Below are 15,748 nucleotides of genomic sequence, written 5' to 3' on the forward strand. Positions count from 1 at the left end.
GCCGCGTCCGCGTCAGTACGACTTGGGCAGACCGAGCGACTGGTGGGACACGTAGTTCAGGATCATCTCCCGGCTGACCGGGGCGATCCGGGCCACCCGGGACGCGGTGATCAGCGCGGCGAGCCCGTACTCGCGGGTGAGGCCGTTGCCGCCGAGGGTGTGGACGGCCTGGTCGACCGCCTTCACACAGGCCTCTCCGGCCGCGTACTTCGCCATGTTCGCGGCCTCGCCCGCGCCGATGTCATCGCCGTCGTCGTACAGCCTGGCGGCCTTCTGCATCATCAGCCGGGCGAGCTCCAGCTCGATGTGCGCGGTGGCCAGCGGGTGTGCGATGGCCTGGTGGGAGCCGATGGGCTCGCGCCACACCTGGCGGGTCCTGGCGTACTCGACGGCCCGGCCGAGCGCGTACCGGCCCATGCCGATGCCGAAGGCGGCGGTCATGACGCGTTCCGGGTTCAGCCCGGCGAAGAGCTGGAGCAGCCCGGCGTCCTCGTCGCCGACGAGTGCGTCGGCGGGCAGCCGGACGTCGTCCAGGACCAGCTCGAACTGCTTCTCCGGCGCCTGGAGTTCCATGTCGATCCGCGAGCGCCCGAACCCCGGGGCCTCGCGCTCCACGATGAACAGGCACGGCTTGAGCTTGCCGGACCTGGCGTCCTCGGTCCGGCCGACGATCAGGGTGGCGTCGGCGACGTCCACACCGGAGACGAAGACCTTGCGGCCGGTGAGCAGCCAGTCCGCGTCGGGCCCGGAGCCGTCGCGGCGGGCGGTGGTGGTGATGCGGTGCGAGTTGGAGCCGGCGTCCGGCTCGGTGATGCCGAAGGCCATGGTGAGGGTGCCGTCGGCGAGTCCCGGCAGCCACTTCCGCTTCTGCGCCTCGGTGCCGAAGCGGGCGATGACGGTGCCGCAGATCGCCGGCGAGACGACCATCATCAGCAGGGGAGCACCCGCCGCCCCCAACTCCTCCAGGACTATGGAGAGTTCGGCCAGGCCGCCGCCGCCTCCGCCGTACTCCTCGGGCAGGTTCACCCCGAGGTAGCCGAGCTTGGCGGCCTCGTCCCACAGCTCGCGGGGGTGAGTGCCCTCGCTGATCACGGAGGTCATGTAGTCGCGGCCGTAACGCTTGCCGAGGGCGGCGACGGCGGCGCGCAGCGCCTGGTGTTCTTCGGTTTCGAGGACGGTGCTCATACGTTCTCCTCCGGTGCGGCGGGTTCGGTGACGACGGCGAGCAGGGCGCCGACCTCGACCTGACGGCCGGGTTCGGCGAGCAGAGCGGTGAGGGTGCCGGAGGCGGGGGCGAGGATGCGGTGCTCCATCTTCATCGCCTCCAGCCAGATCAGCGGCTGCCCGGCCGTCACGGGCACGCCCGGGGCCAGCCCGTCCGCGAGGCGTACGACGGTGCCGGGCATCGGGGCGAGCAGCGAACCGGGTTCGGTCCGGGTGCCGGGGTCGGTGAAGCGGGGCAGTGCGGTGAAGGTGTACGAGCCGGTGGCGCCGTCCACGTACACCCGGTCGCCGTGGACGGTGATGTCGAAGTGCCGGGTGACACCGCCGGTTTCGAGGGTGACCCGGTCGGGGCGGACGGCGAGGACGCGGACGCCGGGTGCGTCGTGCGGCACCGGGCCGCCACGGGTGGTGCGGTAGACGGCCTCGTGCTCGGCCCCGTCCGGCAGGCTGCGGTAGCGCTTGGTCTGCGGCTGCGAGGGCACGTTGCGCCAGGCTCCGAGGCGGCCGGGGACGGTGCCGGTCCCGGGGCCGGTGCGCACGGCCTGGGCGAGGGCGGCGGCGAGGGCGGCGCGGGCCGGGTCGCCGTCCCCCGGGCCGGTGAGGTCCGCCAGGTTCCGGTCGTAGAAACCGGTGTCCAAGCGGGCGGCGGCGAAGTCCGGGTGGCGCAGGGACCGTACGAGCAGATCGCGGTTGGTGACCGGGCCGTGGACGCGGGCGCGTTCCAGGGCGCGGGCGAGGAGGCGTACGGCTGCGGTGCGGGTGGGCGCGTGGGCGATGACCTTGGCGATCATCGGGTCGTAGTGGACGCCGATGGTGTCGCCGCCGGTGTATCCGGTGTCCAGGCGCAGTCCGGGCGCGTCCGGGACCTCCAGCGCGGTCAGCCGCCCGGTCTGCGGCTGCCAGTCGCGCGCCGGGTCCTCGGCGTAGAGCCGGGCCTCGACGGCGTGCCCCACGGGCTGCGGCGGCCCGTCGGCGGGCAGCGGCTCCCCCTCCGCGACCCGCAGTTGCAGCGCGACCAGGTCGAGCCCGAACACCGCTTCCGTCACCGGGTGTTCGACCTGGAGCCGGGTGTTCATCTCCAGGAAGTACGGGCGCCCCCCGTCCGACAGCAGGAACTCGACGGTGCCCGCGCCCACATAGCCGACGGCCCGCGCGGCGGCGACGGCCGCCTCGTGCAGAGCGGCCCGCAGCGCGTCGTCCAGGCCGGGTGCCGGGGCCTCCTCGATCACCTTCTGGTGGCGGCGCTGGAGCGAGCAGTCCCTGGTCCCGAGCGCCCATACGGCGCCGTGCGCGTCCGCCATGACCTGGACCTCGACATGCCGGCCGCGCTCCACGTACGGCTCGGCGAACACCTCGCCGTCCCCGAAGGCGGCCGTCGCCTCGGCGGAGGCGGCCCGCACCTCGGCCTCCAGCGCGCCCAGTTCCCGTACGACCCGCATTCCGCGCCCGCCCCCGCCGGACGCGGCCTTCAGCAGCAGCGGCAGATCGGCGGCGGTCACGCTCCCGGTGTCCAGGGGCTCCAGCAGCGGCACTCCGGCCGCCCCCATCAGCTCCTTGGCCCTGGTCTTGGACGCCATCAGCTCGATGGCCTTCACCGGCGGCCCGATCCAGCGGAGCCCGGCGTCCTGGACGGCGGCGGCGAACGCGGCGTTCTCGGAGAGGAAGCCGTACCCGGGATGCACCGCGTCGGCGCCCGCCGCCAGCGCGGCGGCCACGACGAGATCGCCGCGCAGATACGTGTCCGCCGGGGCGGCTCCCGGGAGCCGTACGGCGAGGTCGGCCTCCCGCACGTGCAGGGCGTCCGCGTCGGCGTCCGAGTACACGGCGACGCCGGTGATGCCCAGATCGCGGCAGGTGCGGAAGATCCGGCAGGCGATCTCGCCCCGGTTGGCGACGAGCAGAGTGGAGATCATCTGGGGCCTCACATCCGGAAGATGCCGAAGCCGCCGCGGGCGCCTTCGACCGGGGCGGTGTGGATCGCGGACAGGCACATCCCGAGGACGGTCCTGGTGTCGCGCGGGTCGATGACCCCGTCGTCGTACAGCCGCCCGGAGAGGAACATCGGCAGCGACTCCGACTCGATCTGCTGCTCCACCATGGCGCGCAGCCCGGCGTCCGCCTCGTCGTCGTACGGCAGCCCCTTCGCGGCGGAGGAGGCGCGGGCCACCAGGGAGAGCACCCCCGCGAGCTGCTGCGGCCCCATGACGGCGGACTTGCTGCCGGGCCAGGCGAAGAGGAAGCGGGGGTCGTAGGCGCGACCGCACATGCCGTAGTGCCCGGCGCCGTAGGAGGCGCCCATCAGCACGGAGAGATGCGGGACCTTGGAGTTCGACACCGCGTTGATCATCATCGCGCCGTGCTTGATGATGCCGCCCTGCTCGTACTCCTTGCCGACCATGTAGCCGGTGGTGTTGTGCAGGAAGAGGAGCGGGATGTCGCGCTGGTTGGCGAGCTGGATGAACTGGGCGGCCTTCTGCGACTCCTCGCTGAACAGCACGCCCTGCGCGTTGGCGAGGATGCCGACGGGATAGCCGTGCAGGGCGGCCCACCCGGTGACCAGGCTGGTCCCGTACAGCGGCTTGAACGCGTCGAAGTCCGAACCGTCGACGAGCCGGGCGATGACCTCGTGCGGGTCGAAGGGCACCTTCAGGTCCCCCGGCACGATCCCGATCAGCTCGTCCTCGTCGTACGCGGGCGGCTCGGCGGGGCCCGGATCGGCGTGCGCCTTGCGCCAGTTGAGCCGGGCGATGATCCGGCGGGCCCGGCGCAGAGCGTCGTGCTCGTCCACGGCGAAGTGATCGGCGAGCCCGGACGTACGGGCGTGCATCTCGGCACCGCCGAGCGACTCGTCGTCGCTCTCCTCGCCCGTGGCCATCTTCACCAGGGGCGGCCCGCCGAGGAAGACCTTGGACTGTTCCCGGATCATGACGGTGTGGTCCGACATGCCGGGGACGTACGCCCCACCGGCCGTCGAGTTCCCGAACACGACCGCGACGGTGGGGATACCGGCGGCGGAGAGCCGGGTCAGATCGCGGAACAGCGCCCCGCCGGGGATGAAGATCTCCTTCTGGGAGGGCAGGTCCGCGCCCCCCGACTCCACCAGGCTGATGCAGGGGAGCCGGTTGGCGAAGGCGATCTCGTTGGCGCGCAGGGCCTTCTTCAGCGTCCACGGGTTCGACGCGCCGCCGCGCACGGTCGGGTCGTTCGCGGTGATCAGGCATTCGACGCCCGACACCACACCGATCCCGGTGACGAGGGACGCGCCCACCGCGTAGTCGCTGCCCCAGGCGGCGAGCGGGGACAGCTCCAGGAACGGGGTGTCCGGGTCGAGGAGCAGCTCGATCCGTTCCCGGGCCAGGAGCTTGCCGCGCTTGCGGTGCCGCGCGAGGTACTTCTCACCGCCGCCCGCGAGGGCCTTGGCGTGCTCGGTGTCCAGCTCGGCGAGCTTGCCGAGCATGGCCTCGCGGTTGGCGGCGTATTCGGGTCCGGCGGTGTCGAGGGCGGTCGGCAGGACGGTCACGCGGTCACCTCCGGGGCGGGGGCGGTCGGGGCTTCGGGTCCGGCGTCAGGTCCGGGTCCCGCATCGGCTTCAGGTCCGGGGACGGCTTCGGGACCCGCGTCGGCTTCGGATACGGCTTCGGCTTCGGCTTCGGGGACGGGGACGGGGACGGGCAGGAGGGCCACCGGGACCGGGAGGCACCGGGACCGCAGCCACTCCCCCACCGCCTTGGCCTGCGGGTCGAAGCGGGCCTGCGCGGCGACGCCTTCCCCCAGGAGGCCCCGGACGGTGAAGTTCAGGGCGCGCAGGTTCGGCAGGACATGGCGTACGACGGTCAGTCCGGCGGTCTCCGGGAGCAGTTCCCGGAACCGCTCGACGGTCAGCTCGTGCGCCAGCCACCGCCACGCCTCGTCGGTGCGCACCCAGACCCCCACGTTGGCGTCGCCGCCCTTGTCCCCGCTGCGGGCCCCCGCGATACGCCCGAGGGGTGCGGTGCGGGTGGGGCCGGGAGGCAGGGGTACGGGAAGGCCGGGCGGGTCCGCGAGTTCCTCCAGTTCCCGGGTGACGGGGGCCGGTGGCACCGCTTGCTTCGCCCCGTCCGGCAGGACGGCGAGGTGCGGGACGTCCCCGGCCGGTACGGGGACGGCCTCGAACACCCCGTAGGGCGCGCCCTTCCCGGGCGGGGCGGTGACATGGAAGCCCGGATAGCTGCCGAGTGCCAGCTCCACGGCGGCGCCCGACACGGCACGCCCGACGCGCTCGGCGTCCTGGTCGCGGACGACGAGCCGGAGCAGTGCGCTGGCGGTCTCCTCGGTGGCCGCGTCGGGCCGGTCGGTACGGGCCAGCTCCCAGCGCACCTCGGCCGGCCGGCCTCCGCCCCGGACGAAGGCGTCCTCGCACTGTTCGCGCACGAGCCGCGCCTTGGCCTCGATGTCGAGGCCGGTCAGCACGAAGACGACCTCGTTGCGCCAGCCGCCGAGCCGGGTGAGCCCGGCCTTGAGGGCCGGCGGCGGGGCCTCGCCCCGCACCCCCGAGACACGGACCCGGTCCGGCCCGTCCTGGGTGAGCCGTACGGTGTCGAGGCGGGCGGTGACGTCGGGCCCCGCGTACCGGGCGCCCCCGGTCTCGTACAGGAGCTGGGCGGTCACGGTGCCGATGTCGACGACGCCGCCCGTACCGGGGTGCTTGGTGATGACGGACGAGCCGTCGGCGTGGATCTCGGCGAGCGGGAAGCCGGGGCGGCGTATGTCGTGCTCGCCGAAGAAGGCGTAGTTCCCGCCGGTGGCCTGGGTGCCGCACTCCAGCACGTGCCCGGCGACGACGGCCCCGGCGAGCGCGTCGAGGTCGCCCGGCCCCCAGCCGAAGTGCGCGGCGGCGGGGCCGGTGACGAGGGCGGCGTCGGTGACCCGTCCGGTGACGACGACATCGGCCCCGGCCCGCAGACAGGCGGCGATGCCCGCGCCGCCGAGGTAGGCGTTGGCGGTGAGGCAGCCCTCGGGCACGGGCAGGCTGTCGCCCTCGACATGGGCGACGCGCACGGGCACACCCACCGTGGCGGCCAGCTCGCGGACGGCGTCGGCCAGCCCGGCGGGGTTGAGCCCCCCGGCGTTGGCGACGATCCTCACCCCGCGCTCATGGGCGAGCCCGAGCCCTTCTTCGAGCTGGCGCAGGAAGGTGGTGGCGTACCCGCGACGGGGGTCCTTCAGGCGGCTTCGGCCGAGGATGAGCATGGTCAGCTCGGCGAGATAGTCGCCGGTGAGGATGTCGAGGGGCCCGCCGGTGAGCATGTCGCGCACGGCGTCGAAGCGGTCGCCGTAGAACCCGGAGGCGTTGCCGATCCGCAGGGGTTCGGTCCGCGCCGGCCGTATCGGCGGGCGCGGTACGGGTGTGGTCCGCATCAGTGGGCCTTCCGGGGTGGGCGCCCGGTGCCCGCGGGGCCCGCGAACGCCTGGGCGATGTCCAGCCACTGCCCGGCGTCGGGCCCGACGGCGGTCATGGCGAGGTCGTCGCGGTGTGCGCGCCGGGTGACCAGGAGACAGAAGTCGAGGAGCGGTCCGGTGACACGCTGCGGGGCGTCCTCGGGCCCGTACGTGAGCGACTCGCCGCCGGGTACGGACAGTTCCACCCGGAACTCCTCCCCGGGCGGCGTGATCCCCCGTACCGCGTAGGCGTAGTCCCGGGCCCGGACCCCGATCCGCGCCACATGCCGCAGCCGGGCGGTCGGCGTGCGGGTCACCCCGAGGGCGTCGGCGATGTCCTGCCCGTGCGCCCAGCTCTCCATGATCCGCGCGGTGGCCATCGAGGCGACGCTCATGGGCGGCCCGTACCAGGGGATACGGGTCCCCGCCGGGGCGGTGCGCAGCACCTCGTGGAGCCGCTGCCGGCCCGCCCGCCAGCGTGCGAGCAGGGCGTCCGGGCCGTGGGCGGCCACCAGTTCCCCGGCGGCCTCGTCGACGAAGGAGTCGGGGCGCTCCAGGGCCTTGGTCACCTCACCGGCGAACGCCCCGGGGTCGTCGGCGGCGAGCAGCGCGACCTCGTCGGTCCAGGAGAGGTGGGCGACCTGATGGGCGACGGACCACCCGGCGGCGGGCGTCGCGAGAGCCCACTGTCCGGGCGTCAACTCCCCCACCATCAGGTCGATTTCCGCGCTCTCGTCGAGCAGGTCGTCGAGCAGGCCGCCGATCATGGCTGCGGCATCGGACACGTGCGCTCCCCTCGGGGCAAGGCGTGGTGCCCAGGAGCATGGCAGCGCCCCAGGAAACAAACAAGCATGCTTGCATGATTTTTGACGCACCGATGGGCGAGCGGCTTGTCAGAGGGCGGTGCGAGGATGGGGAGGTGTCCCGGGAGAAGACGGCCGGGGCACGGACGAGGGCAGGTTTTCGAGCGTCGGAGGCAGCATGGCCAGGGAATTCCAGGTGACGTACGACTGCGCCGATCCGGGCGCGCAGGCGGCGTTCTGGGCCGAGGCACTGGGCTATCGCGTCCAGCCGCCGCCGGAGGGCTTCCCCGACTGGCCGTCCGCGTTGACGGCGTGGGGCGTACCGCCCGAGCAGCACAACAGCCGGTCGGCCATCACGGACCCGGAGGGCAAGGGGCCCCGGGTGTTCTTCCAGAAGGTCCCGGAGGGCAAGACGGCGAAGAACCGCCTGCACCTGGATCTGCGCGCGGCACCCGGCCAGAGCGGGGACGAGCGGATGGCCACACTGGAGGTGGAGGCCGCCAGGCTGGAGAAGCTGGGCGCGCAGCGGCTCTACCGGCTCGAACCCGACGGCGTGGACGAGGGGATCATCGTGATGGCCGACCCCGAGGGCAACGAGTTCTGCCTGGACTGAGGGCGGGGCGGCGGCTTCTGTGCCGCCCGCGGAGGGCCCGTCCGGATCAGCCGGACGGGCCGATCCTGGACGACCTGTCCGCCCGCAGAGGCACCGGCATCCGCCGCTGAGCCACAAAGCACGAGGGTCGAGATGTGCTCCACCCCGGCCTACGCCTCTGCGGCGTCAGAGGAGAACGGCTCAGGACGCGGACGACTCGATCTCCCCCGCGAAGACGATGACCTGGTCGATGAGGCTCTGCCGCAGATGGACGACGTCCGTTCCCGCCAGGCGGGGGCCTCCGTCCGGCGTCGTGAAGACCCACTGGTACCGGGCCCACTCGCCCGGCATGTCCACCGCCGAACAGCGCACCATCGTGCCGGTCCCCGCGGGGTGGCGCCGGATGTCCAGCACGAACCGCTCGACCGCCTCGATCCCGTCACTGCGGCCCAACGGCCCCCAGAAGACCACGTCCGAGGTCAGGGCCTGGGAGAGCAGCGCAGTCACATAGCTGTCGTCCGAGGCGTTGAACGCGGAGATAAATGTGTCGATCGCGGACCGCGCGGTCTCTTCCTGCATACACCAGTAATACCACTCGCCTCGCGGACGGCGCTCGCCCCGTGAGCCGTCTCCCGACCACGGTGAACCATCCCGGTCACAGCACCGGTCGATGCCGGACAGGCCCTCGGCGACAGAACTGCCACGCCCGCCCGGCAGTTGACGGAGCGAGAGGGATACCGGACATAATCCGCAGGCGTTCGGTGACGGCAATGACCTAATCTGCCCGTCATGACCGACTGGAACAGCATCGAGGCCGCCGACTGTGCCGTGCCCGCCGACCGGCCCGTGGACGACCTCGTCAGTGAGCTGTCCCGCGCCCTGGCGGACCCCGATCCGCTGGTCCGGGACGGCGCGCCGTATGCCGTCCTCGCGACCTGGATAGCCCGCGGGACGATCGGGACGTCCCGGCGGCTGGAGCTGGGGGACGAGATGGCCGCCCGGTTCACCGACCCGCGGGTCGAGGCCCGCACCTTCGCGCCCCTGGTGCTCAACATGCTGGTGTCCGCAGGCGACTTCAAGGCCGGCTGGGTGGACTCGTTCGAGCGCTGGTACCCGGCGGAGCGGGATCTGCGCGGCCACGACGGGACGCTCGGCTGGCTTCACGCGGTGGCGCACGGCGCGGATCTGCTCGCCGGCTTCGGCCGCCACTCCGAGGTGGCGCCGGAGCGGATGCTGAACCTGGCCGCCGCGCGGCTGACGGCGCCCACCGACCACGTGTACGACCAGCTGGAGGACGACCGCCTGGCGCGGGCGATCGCCCTGGTCCTCACCCGCACCGACCTCAGCGAACGCGACGCCGTCGGCTGGCTGGATCCGATCGCCGACCGCTTCGGGTCCGACCGCATCAGCACCCCGGTACCCGCTCACATCAGCAACTGCCTGCGCACCCTGCGCCTGCTCCATTTCCTCGCCGACCGGGGGGTTCGCCCGACCAGCGAACTGCCCGCGGAGCCTGTCCACCACCGCGAATCGGTCAAGTCCGCCACCGCCGCCGTTCTCGACCGGATCGTCAGACGCTGACCGACCGCACCACGGTTCGGGCCGGGCGACCACTCCCGGTCGTCAGGTGTCGGCAAGATGGCGCGCCGCCGCTTCGGTGAAGCGGTCGACGGCGACTTCCAGATTGGCGTAGCAGTTCCGGACGGCGTGCCCCGCATCGCCGGAGTTCTGCCGGATCTGCCTGGCGAGGTCCTCCGCGACATCATTGATCCGGCGGGCCTCGGAGTACAGCGTGAGCCCCGACAGCGCGATCAGGGGCATCTGAAGGGCAACGCGGTCGGCTTCCCGGTGAACGGCGTCGGCCCACGCCTGGTCGAGGTGGGATTCGTTGATCGGCTGAACCCAGATTCCCCGATGCCCCGGCGGAGGAGGGACCCGCTCATGCCGGTAGGTGCTCTTCTTCTGGGGATCCGTGGCCTGCATCCCGTAGGCCGCGGCAAGGAGCGCGGCGAACGCCTCCCGCTGCTCCTGCCTGCGTACCTGCTGCCGCTGACGATCATGATTGAAACGTGCGGCCCAGGCCGTGACCAACGCGGTCAGCGCCGTTCCTGAGACACCGATAGCCGCACCCACGAGTCCTGCGGTCGCCTGGTCCATGCCCGGGACCCTAGGGCAAACCCCCGGAGGCGGGGTACGGAAGTCCGAAGCCCGGGACCCGCACAGCCCCGCGCCCCTACCGTCGCCGTATGACTTCCTCCTGGACGAACGAGGCAGCGATCAGGCAGTGGGACGCCACCGCCACCCGTGAGGCGATGGAAGCCACGTCGGAGGACGGGGACTTCGCCAAGCGCCATCTGGTCAACCCGGTGCTGGAGCGCCTGTTGGGAGATGTCCACGGCCGCCGGGTGCTGGACGCGGGCTGCGGCAACGGCTACTTCAGCCGGATGCTCGCCCGGCGCGGGGCCCGGGTGGTCGGCGTCGAACCGACGGGGAGCATGACCGCGTTCGCCCGGGAGCGGGAGGTACGGGAGCGGCTCGGCATCACGTACGTCCGGGCGGATCTGGCCCGGCTGCCCGAGGACACCGGCCCCGCCCGGGGTCCCTTCGACGCGGTGGTGAGCAGCATGGTGTTCATGGCGATCCCGGACTGGAGACCGGCGATGCGCTCCTGTGTCAGGGCGCTGCGGCCCGGTGGCCGGTTCGTGTTCGCGGTGGTCCACCCGGCGTTCGAGGGGCTGCGGGCCGAGTGGCGGGAGCACGGCGAGTACCGCGTACGGCGCTATCTGGAGGAGTACGAGATCCCGGGCCCGGTCGCCTGCGACTTCCACCGCCCGCTCTCCGCGTACCTCAACGAACTGGCCTCCCTGGGCTGCCGCCTGCGCGAGGTCGTGGAACCGGGGCTCGACCCGGTGGTGTCCGAGGGGGCCCGGGACGCGGTGCCGGGGCTCGACGGCTATGTCCACCTGCCGAACTTCCTGGTGGTGGCGGCGGACGCGCCGTAGCGGAATGGGCGCGCGGATGTGACCGCGGTGGCGCGCGCAGCACCCGAGATGCGTGTAACAGGTATGTATTAGGCGGCGGTTGGGCGGAACGGGAAGCTCGGCCGGGCTGCTCTTGACGGCCACAGATGCCCGCTTCCAGCGGGCGGCCGGCAGACCGAATCCGAGGAAGTAGCAATGCGCGTTCACAAACTCACCTTCGCCGCCCTGGCCGTCGCCGTGAGTCTCTCGCTCACAGCCTGCAACGACGGTGACGCCAAGGGGCAGGGCAGCCCGTCGCCCGCGTCCAGTGCGTCCGCGAAGGGCGACGGAGCGGGCACGGGCGGATTAAAGCAGGACGGCGCGAAGGAATCCGCCGCAAGGAATCCCGGCGGGCAGGGCGCGTCCGCCAGGTCGATGGCCGGACTCCAGCCGGGCGACGCCCTCAGCGCTCACAATTTCCGCCTGGTGATGGACGGAGCCCCCGCCGAATACCTCCAGGAGGTCTCCGGTGTCGCGGAGCAGGAGATGACCCTGGTACGGGGCGCGACCCGCAGTGCCGCGGTCGACCGCTGGATCGAGGACGCGGTCGCGGATCGTGAGGGGCGCCTCAAGGACGTCACCGTCGAGGTCCTCGACTACCAGGACAACGCCGTCAAGCAGTACCTGCTCAAGGGCGCTTTCGTTTCCCGCGTCTCCTCCGCCGGAACCTCGGAGAGCCAGTCACTCACCGTCAAGTTCTTCTACATGGACATCAAGTAGGCGCGGCGGACCGACCGCGCTGCCGGGCTCCCGCTCGGCAGCGCGGTGTACGGGGAAGACGGCGCGGGAGCGGCCACGCCGAGCCTGCGGCCCGGCGACCGCGAACGGTGATCGTACGAACGGCACCGCGCGAGGCCGCCTCCCGCACGGCGTCACTCCCCGCGCGAGGCTGCCTCCGCCATCCGGGCGGTGGTACTGGCGCCGTCCAGGGCCTCGCGCACGATGTCCGCGTGGCCACTGTGGTGCGCGATCTCCCGGAAGACATGCATCAGGACGTGCCGGACGGTCCAGCTCACCGGCTCCGGGGGCGACCACGGGTACTGCGGCAGCGTCACCGTACGGTTGAGATCGGCCTCCTCCCGCACCGTACGGTCGAACTCTCCGGCGGCGGTGTGAAAGGCGTCGAGCGCGCCCGCCAGGGTCTCGGTCTCGGTCAGCCGGTTGCCGTCCGGGTCGAGGTCGGACCAGCCCACCTCGGCCGGTGCCGTGCCGTCGACCACGTCGAGCCAGCCGCGCTGCACCTGCGCGAGATGCTTGACCAGCCCACCGAGCGTCAGCTCGCTCACCGTCGTGCGGGAGCGGGCCTGCTCCTCGGTGAGGTCCGCGACGGTGTAGAGGAAGTTGGTGCGCTGGTCGGCGACCAGTGCCAGCAGGTCCTCGCGCTCCACGGACTGCGGGAGGTCGGAGCCGGTCGGTGTCATCGTGCCGTCCTTCTGATCGTTCTGGATCAACCAGCCGATTCTGCGCTGTGCGACCGTCCGGACGACGGCGTTCCGACCAGTTCGCCGCAGGTACACCCGCGTGGACCCGGGGAATTCCGGCGAGCAAGGCTGCGGGCCTGACGCCACCGTCCAGCCACCCGCACTCGCCACCACCCGACGCGCACCCCATGACGTACCGCTGAAAGGAGTGACATGCGCTCCATCAGGTGCCCCCAACTCAGGGGCTGGGCAAGCATTGTTCCGCGTTCGTTCCCTCTTGTACCGGGCCGCGTGGTCGTACGCTGGCCATATGACTGATGCGGGGAAGAAAGTCAAGCAGGCCCGCAAGCTGAGCGGGCTCACCCAACGAGAGTTGGCCGACCACTCCGGGGTTTCACTCTCCACCATTCGCAAGCTCGAACAAGAGGAACGCAGCGGCGCTCGGATGGAGACGCTGCACGCACTGGCGAAGGCGTTGCGGCTGCCGACCATGGCACTGGTGGAGACGCCGCACGAGCATGGCCCCGTTTCAGGGACACAGGAGCTCTGGGCACCCGTTCGGGCCGAGCTGAAGCGGCCACCGGCCCCCGAAGGAGAGGCAGGGGCCACCCCTGGCGGAGTCGAACAGGTGCTTGCCGAGGCGGTTTCCAGCTACCGGTCGCACCACTTTGCCGAGCTGGCAGCAGTGCTGCCCGGCCTGCTCCGTGATGCGGACACGCTCGGAAGCGAGGGCAGGGGCGTACGGGTCCGGGTGCTGCAACTCGCCGCCGGGGCGTTGACCCACACACGACAGTTCGACATCGCCGAGCTGGTGGTTCGGCGAGCCCTTGAGGACGCCGAGAACCGCTTGGAGTCGGCAGCGAGCGTGAACACCCTCAGCTGGCTACTTATGCGGCAGGGGCGGCTGGATGAGGCTCTCAGCCTTGCCACACAGTGGGCCGACGAGGTGGAGCCGCGTGTCAGCCGCGCCACGACGGCGGAACTGTCCGCCTGGGGCTTGCTGCTCCTCCGTGCGTCCGGTGCCGCCATCCGCAACAACCAACCCGGAGTTGCGTCGGACATGCTCAGGCTGGCCCGGAGTGCTGCGACGGCCATCGGCCGGGAAGTACGGCCCGGACACGAGAACGTCCGTACCTTCGGCCCTACGACCGTCCGCATGCGCACCGTTGAGGACGCGGTGGTCCACGACCGGCCGGACAATGCGCTGCGCCTGGCTGAGCGAATGCCGTTCTATTCGATCCGCCCCTCGATCAGTGTGCGGAGTAGGCACGGGCTCGACGTGGCCAACGCGTACGCGCGACTCGGGCAGTACACCGAAGCGTTCGGCAAGCTGTCCGAAGTCCAGGCCGGTTCCCCCGAGTGGTTCCCCAACCAGACCCCCGCCCGCGACACGCTGCAAGCGATCGTGACAGGACGGCGCACACTGACCCCAGAAATGCGGAGCATGGCCGCTACGCTGCAACTATGCGTCTAGCGGGGGCACTTCGGCACGAAGAGTAGTCGAAGTGCCACAGACAGCGCCGACGGGGCGGTCCTAGCGTCGGAGCATGACCCGACGAAGCAGCGCTGATCGCGCCCGCCGACGCGCGCTCCTGGATGCCGCCGCCGGTCTATGGCGCACAACTCCCTACCTCTACCCGGCCCACGCACACCGCCCCGTACCGGCGGTCAAGGAGGGCACCCCCAAGCCCGGGGGTGCCCAGTGAACGAACTGCCGAAGCTCGGCGCCCTCTTGGTGGACACGAGCCGTGCGGGCCGCGTAGGTGAGTTTCGTGGGCTGGCTGGACCCTACTGGTCGCTCCGGCCGGTCGGCGGTGGGCCCGAGTGGGAGGTTGCCCCTTGGCGTACGCGGCCGGTCGCCCCGGACACTGCGCCCGCGCCGGAGCCATGTCGTGGCTGCCAGGAGATCGACCACGCCGAAGCGGTTGCCAACGCCGAGCAGGACACCGACAGGCAAGCCCACTGCCGGGCAGCCCGTGAGAGGCACGAGACCGCCGAGCACGGAGACCGGCCATGACGTTCTTACCGGTCCTGCTCGCCCTCGCCCTCGGGGTCGCCGGAATCCGCTTGCGGCAGCGCTTCCCCCGGATCATGCGGGTGCTCGCCCCGCAACCGTCCCGTCCGCAGCGGTTGTTCGCCGAGTTGCAACGTATCGAGACCGACCCTGCCTACCGGGCCCTGTTCCTCACCGGACTGGACGCCGCGATCGTGCGACGCGACGCGGAACGTACCGCCGAACTGCACGCCGTCGAAGCGGCGGCCGGCCTGCTCCAGCACCTGGTCCACCCGGAATCCGGCCCCGGTCCCGGTCCCGGTCCCGGTCCCGGCGAGCGTGACACCGACGCAGACGTGGCCTACGTCGCCGAACTGACCGTTTCCGCCGGGACCGCCGGGACGAGGCGCACCGTGTCTCTCGGCCGGGTCACCGTGCCGAACCGCCGGCTCGCCCTGCGGTGGCTGCGCAGGCAGGCGCTCCGGCTCGCGGACGCGCACGGGCACCTCATACCCCCCGACACCACCCCCTGGACACAGGCGATCCGCGATGTCCGGCCGGTCACCTTCCACGGCTCCGACGCCCCCGAAGCGCTCCGGGCGTGGGCCACCGACGACCAGCGCCAGGCCGACGCCCTGCATCGCCTCGCATCCGGCCCCCACACCCTGCTCACCGTCACCGATCCGGCGGTCGGCCTGCACATCAGCCTCACCGGACAGCCTCACCGGCCGAACCGGACCGCCGATCCCCGGCACCCCACCAGCCCCCGTCCCGGTCGCGTACGCAGTGGCTCCCCCACGGGCGACCGGGACGGGCACCACCCGGCGGGAACCACGATTCCCGTCCGCCCCGCAACCAATCCCCCGAGGAACACGCCATGCCCCTCCTGACCCCGTACGTCGCCTCACGGAGTACTGACAGGGGCACCCCGCAATCCGCCCTCGACATCCGGTTCACCCCGAACGGACCCCGGCTCGTCTACCGCGACGAACGCCCCGAAGACCGGGACAAGCACGGCAACCTCTGGGTCCGCGTCGAGGAATCCGACGACCCCGGACACATCCAGTACGACTCCCTCCACCCCACCCGCCAACGCACCTGCATGCAACAACTCCTCTGCCAGATCTGCGCCGCTCCCGCCGACCGCAACAAGGACGGCTGGCTCTTCATCGACTGGCGACACCAGGACTCACCCCCCACCTGGCCCGAGAAATCCCTCACCACCATGCCCCCGCTCTGCACCGAACACGCCCACATCTCCACCCACCAATGCCCCT

Annotated in this window: 15 protein-coding genes and 1 pseudogene; 8 read left to right on the top strand and 8 right to left on the bottom strand. The window is 71.8% G+C overall.

Features of this window, described 5'->3' with window-relative positions; genetic code table 11:
- Nucleotides 1–12: 12 nt before the first annotated feature.
- From ABT170_RS34315 to ABT170_RS34335, 5 genes are read right to left on the bottom strand one after another with little or no spacing between them, the layout of a single operon-like run.
- The gene (locus ABT170_RS34315) at nt 13–1,185 is read right to left on the bottom strand and encodes an acyl-CoA dehydrogenase family protein (RefSeq protein ID WP_329942487.1); all 1,173 of its coding nucleotides are present in this window, start codon (nt 1,183–1,185) and stop codon (nt 13–15) included.
- Nucleotides 1,182–3,137, bottom strand: coding sequence for an ATP-binding protein (locus tag ABT170_RS34320; protein WP_351874085.1), 1,956 nt, complete (start codon nt 3,135–3,137; stop codon nt 1,182–1,184). Before ABT170_RS34320 ends, ABT170_RS34315 begins: the two co-directional genes overlap by 4 nt.
- A gap of 8 nt (nt 3,138–3,145) precedes the next feature.
- A complete protein-coding gene (locus ABT170_RS34325) occupies nt 3,146–4,744 on the bottom strand; it encodes an acyl-CoA carboxylase subunit beta (protein WP_329942489.1) in 1,599 nt (532 codons plus the stop codon).
- Nucleotides 4,741–6,621, bottom strand: a complete 1,881-nt coding sequence (locus ABT170_RS34330) for an acyclic terpene utilization AtuA family protein (protein WP_351874088.1) — start codon at nt 6,619–6,621, stop codon at nt 4,741–4,743. Before ABT170_RS34330 ends, ABT170_RS34325 begins: the two co-directional genes overlap by 4 nt.
- Nucleotides 6,621–7,427, bottom strand: coding sequence for a TIGR03084 family metal-binding protein (locus ABT170_RS34335; RefSeq protein ID WP_351874091.1), 807 nt, complete (start codon nt 7,425–7,427; stop codon nt 6,621–6,623). The genes ABT170_RS34330 and ABT170_RS34335 overlap by 1 nt, the downstream gene beginning before the upstream one ends.
- Nucleotides 7,428–7,623: 196 nt before the next feature.
- On the opposite strand from ABT170_RS34335, the gene ABT170_RS34340 reads away from it, so the two are divergent.
- On the top strand, nt 7,624–8,058 hold the full coding sequence (locus tag ABT170_RS34340) for a VOC family protein (RefSeq protein ID WP_329942492.1): 435 nt from the start codon (nt 7,624–7,626) through the stop codon (nt 8,056–8,058).
- Between the two features lie 180 nt (nt 8,059–8,238).
- Here ABT170_RS34340 and ABT170_RS34345 read toward each other — a convergent pair whose 3' ends face one another.
- On the bottom strand, nt 8,239–8,616 hold the full coding sequence (locus ABT170_RS34345) for a nuclear transport factor 2 family protein (protein ID WP_329942493.1): 378 nt from the start codon (nt 8,614–8,616) through the stop codon (nt 8,239–8,241).
- A gap of 210 nt (nt 8,617–8,826) precedes the next feature.
- Between ABT170_RS34345 and ABT170_RS34350 the strand changes: the two genes are divergently transcribed.
- The gene (locus ABT170_RS34350) at nt 8,827–9,618 is read left to right on the top strand and encodes a DUF2785 domain-containing protein (protein ID WP_351874096.1); all 792 of its coding nucleotides are present in this window, start codon (nt 8,827–8,829) and stop codon (nt 9,616–9,618) included.
- A 42-nt stretch (nt 9,619–9,660) separates the two neighbouring features.
- On the opposite strand, the gene ABT170_RS34355 is transcribed toward ABT170_RS34350, so the two are convergent.
- Nucleotides 9,661–10,194: a hypothetical protein gene (locus ABT170_RS34355; RefSeq protein WP_329942495.1), complete on the bottom strand. Its 534-nt coding sequence runs from the start codon at nt 10,192–10,194 to the stop codon at nt 9,661–9,663.
- Between the two features lie 89 nt (nt 10,195–10,283).
- Here ABT170_RS34355 and ABT170_RS34360 point away from each other — a divergent pair, with 89 nt between their 5' ends.
- Nucleotides 10,284–11,039, top strand: a complete 756-nt coding sequence (locus ABT170_RS34360; RefSeq protein ID WP_351874099.1) for a class I SAM-dependent methyltransferase — start codon at nt 10,284–10,286, stop codon at nt 11,037–11,039.
- 174 nt (nt 11,040–11,213) lie between these two features.
- The gene (locus ABT170_RS34365) at nt 11,214–11,777 is read left to right on the top strand and encodes a hypothetical protein (protein WP_351874102.1); all 564 of its coding nucleotides are present in this window, start codon (nt 11,214–11,216) and stop codon (nt 11,775–11,777) included.
- Nucleotides 11,778–11,929: 152 nt separating this feature from the next.
- On the opposite strand, the gene ABT170_RS34370 is transcribed toward ABT170_RS34365, so the two are convergent.
- The gene (locus tag ABT170_RS34370) at nt 11,930–12,508 is read right to left on the bottom strand and encodes a DinB family protein (RefSeq protein ID WP_351874105.1); all 579 of its coding nucleotides are present in this window, start codon (nt 12,506–12,508) and stop codon (nt 11,930–11,932) included.
- A gap of 280 nt (nt 12,509–12,788) precedes the next feature.
- On the opposite strand from ABT170_RS34370, the gene ABT170_RS34375 reads away from it, so the two are divergent.
- From ABT170_RS34375 to ABT170_RS34390, 4 genes and pseudogenes are all read left to right on the top strand, one after another.
- Complete coding sequence (locus ABT170_RS34375) at nt 12,789–13,952, top strand: helix-turn-helix domain-containing protein (RefSeq protein ID WP_329942499.1); 1,164 nt, start codon at nt 12,789–12,791, stop codon at nt 13,950–13,952.
- A 73-nt stretch (nt 13,953–14,025) separates the two neighbouring features.
- The gene (locus ABT170_RS34380) at nt 14,026–14,184 is read left to right on the top strand and encodes a hypothetical protein (RefSeq protein ID WP_329942500.1); all 159 of its coding nucleotides are present in this window, start codon (nt 14,026–14,028) and stop codon (nt 14,182–14,184) included.
- A gap of 307 nt (nt 14,185–14,491) precedes the next feature.
- Complete coding sequence (locus ABT170_RS34385; RefSeq protein WP_351874109.1) at nt 14,492–15,361, top strand: hypothetical protein; 870 nt, start codon at nt 14,492–14,494, stop codon at nt 15,359–15,361.
- Nucleotides 15,349–15,748 (top strand): annotated as a pseudogene (locus ABT170_RS34390) (hypothetical protein); the annotation flags it as partial. The gene ABT170_RS34385 and the pseudogene ABT170_RS34390, both read left to right, overlap by 13 nt.

Origin of the sequence: Streptomyces sp. NPDC001787 (genome assembly GCF_040297465.1) — a bacterium.
In the GTDB taxonomy this organism is placed as follows: domain Bacteria; phylum Actinomycetota; class Actinomycetes; order Streptomycetales; family Streptomycetaceae; genus Streptomyces.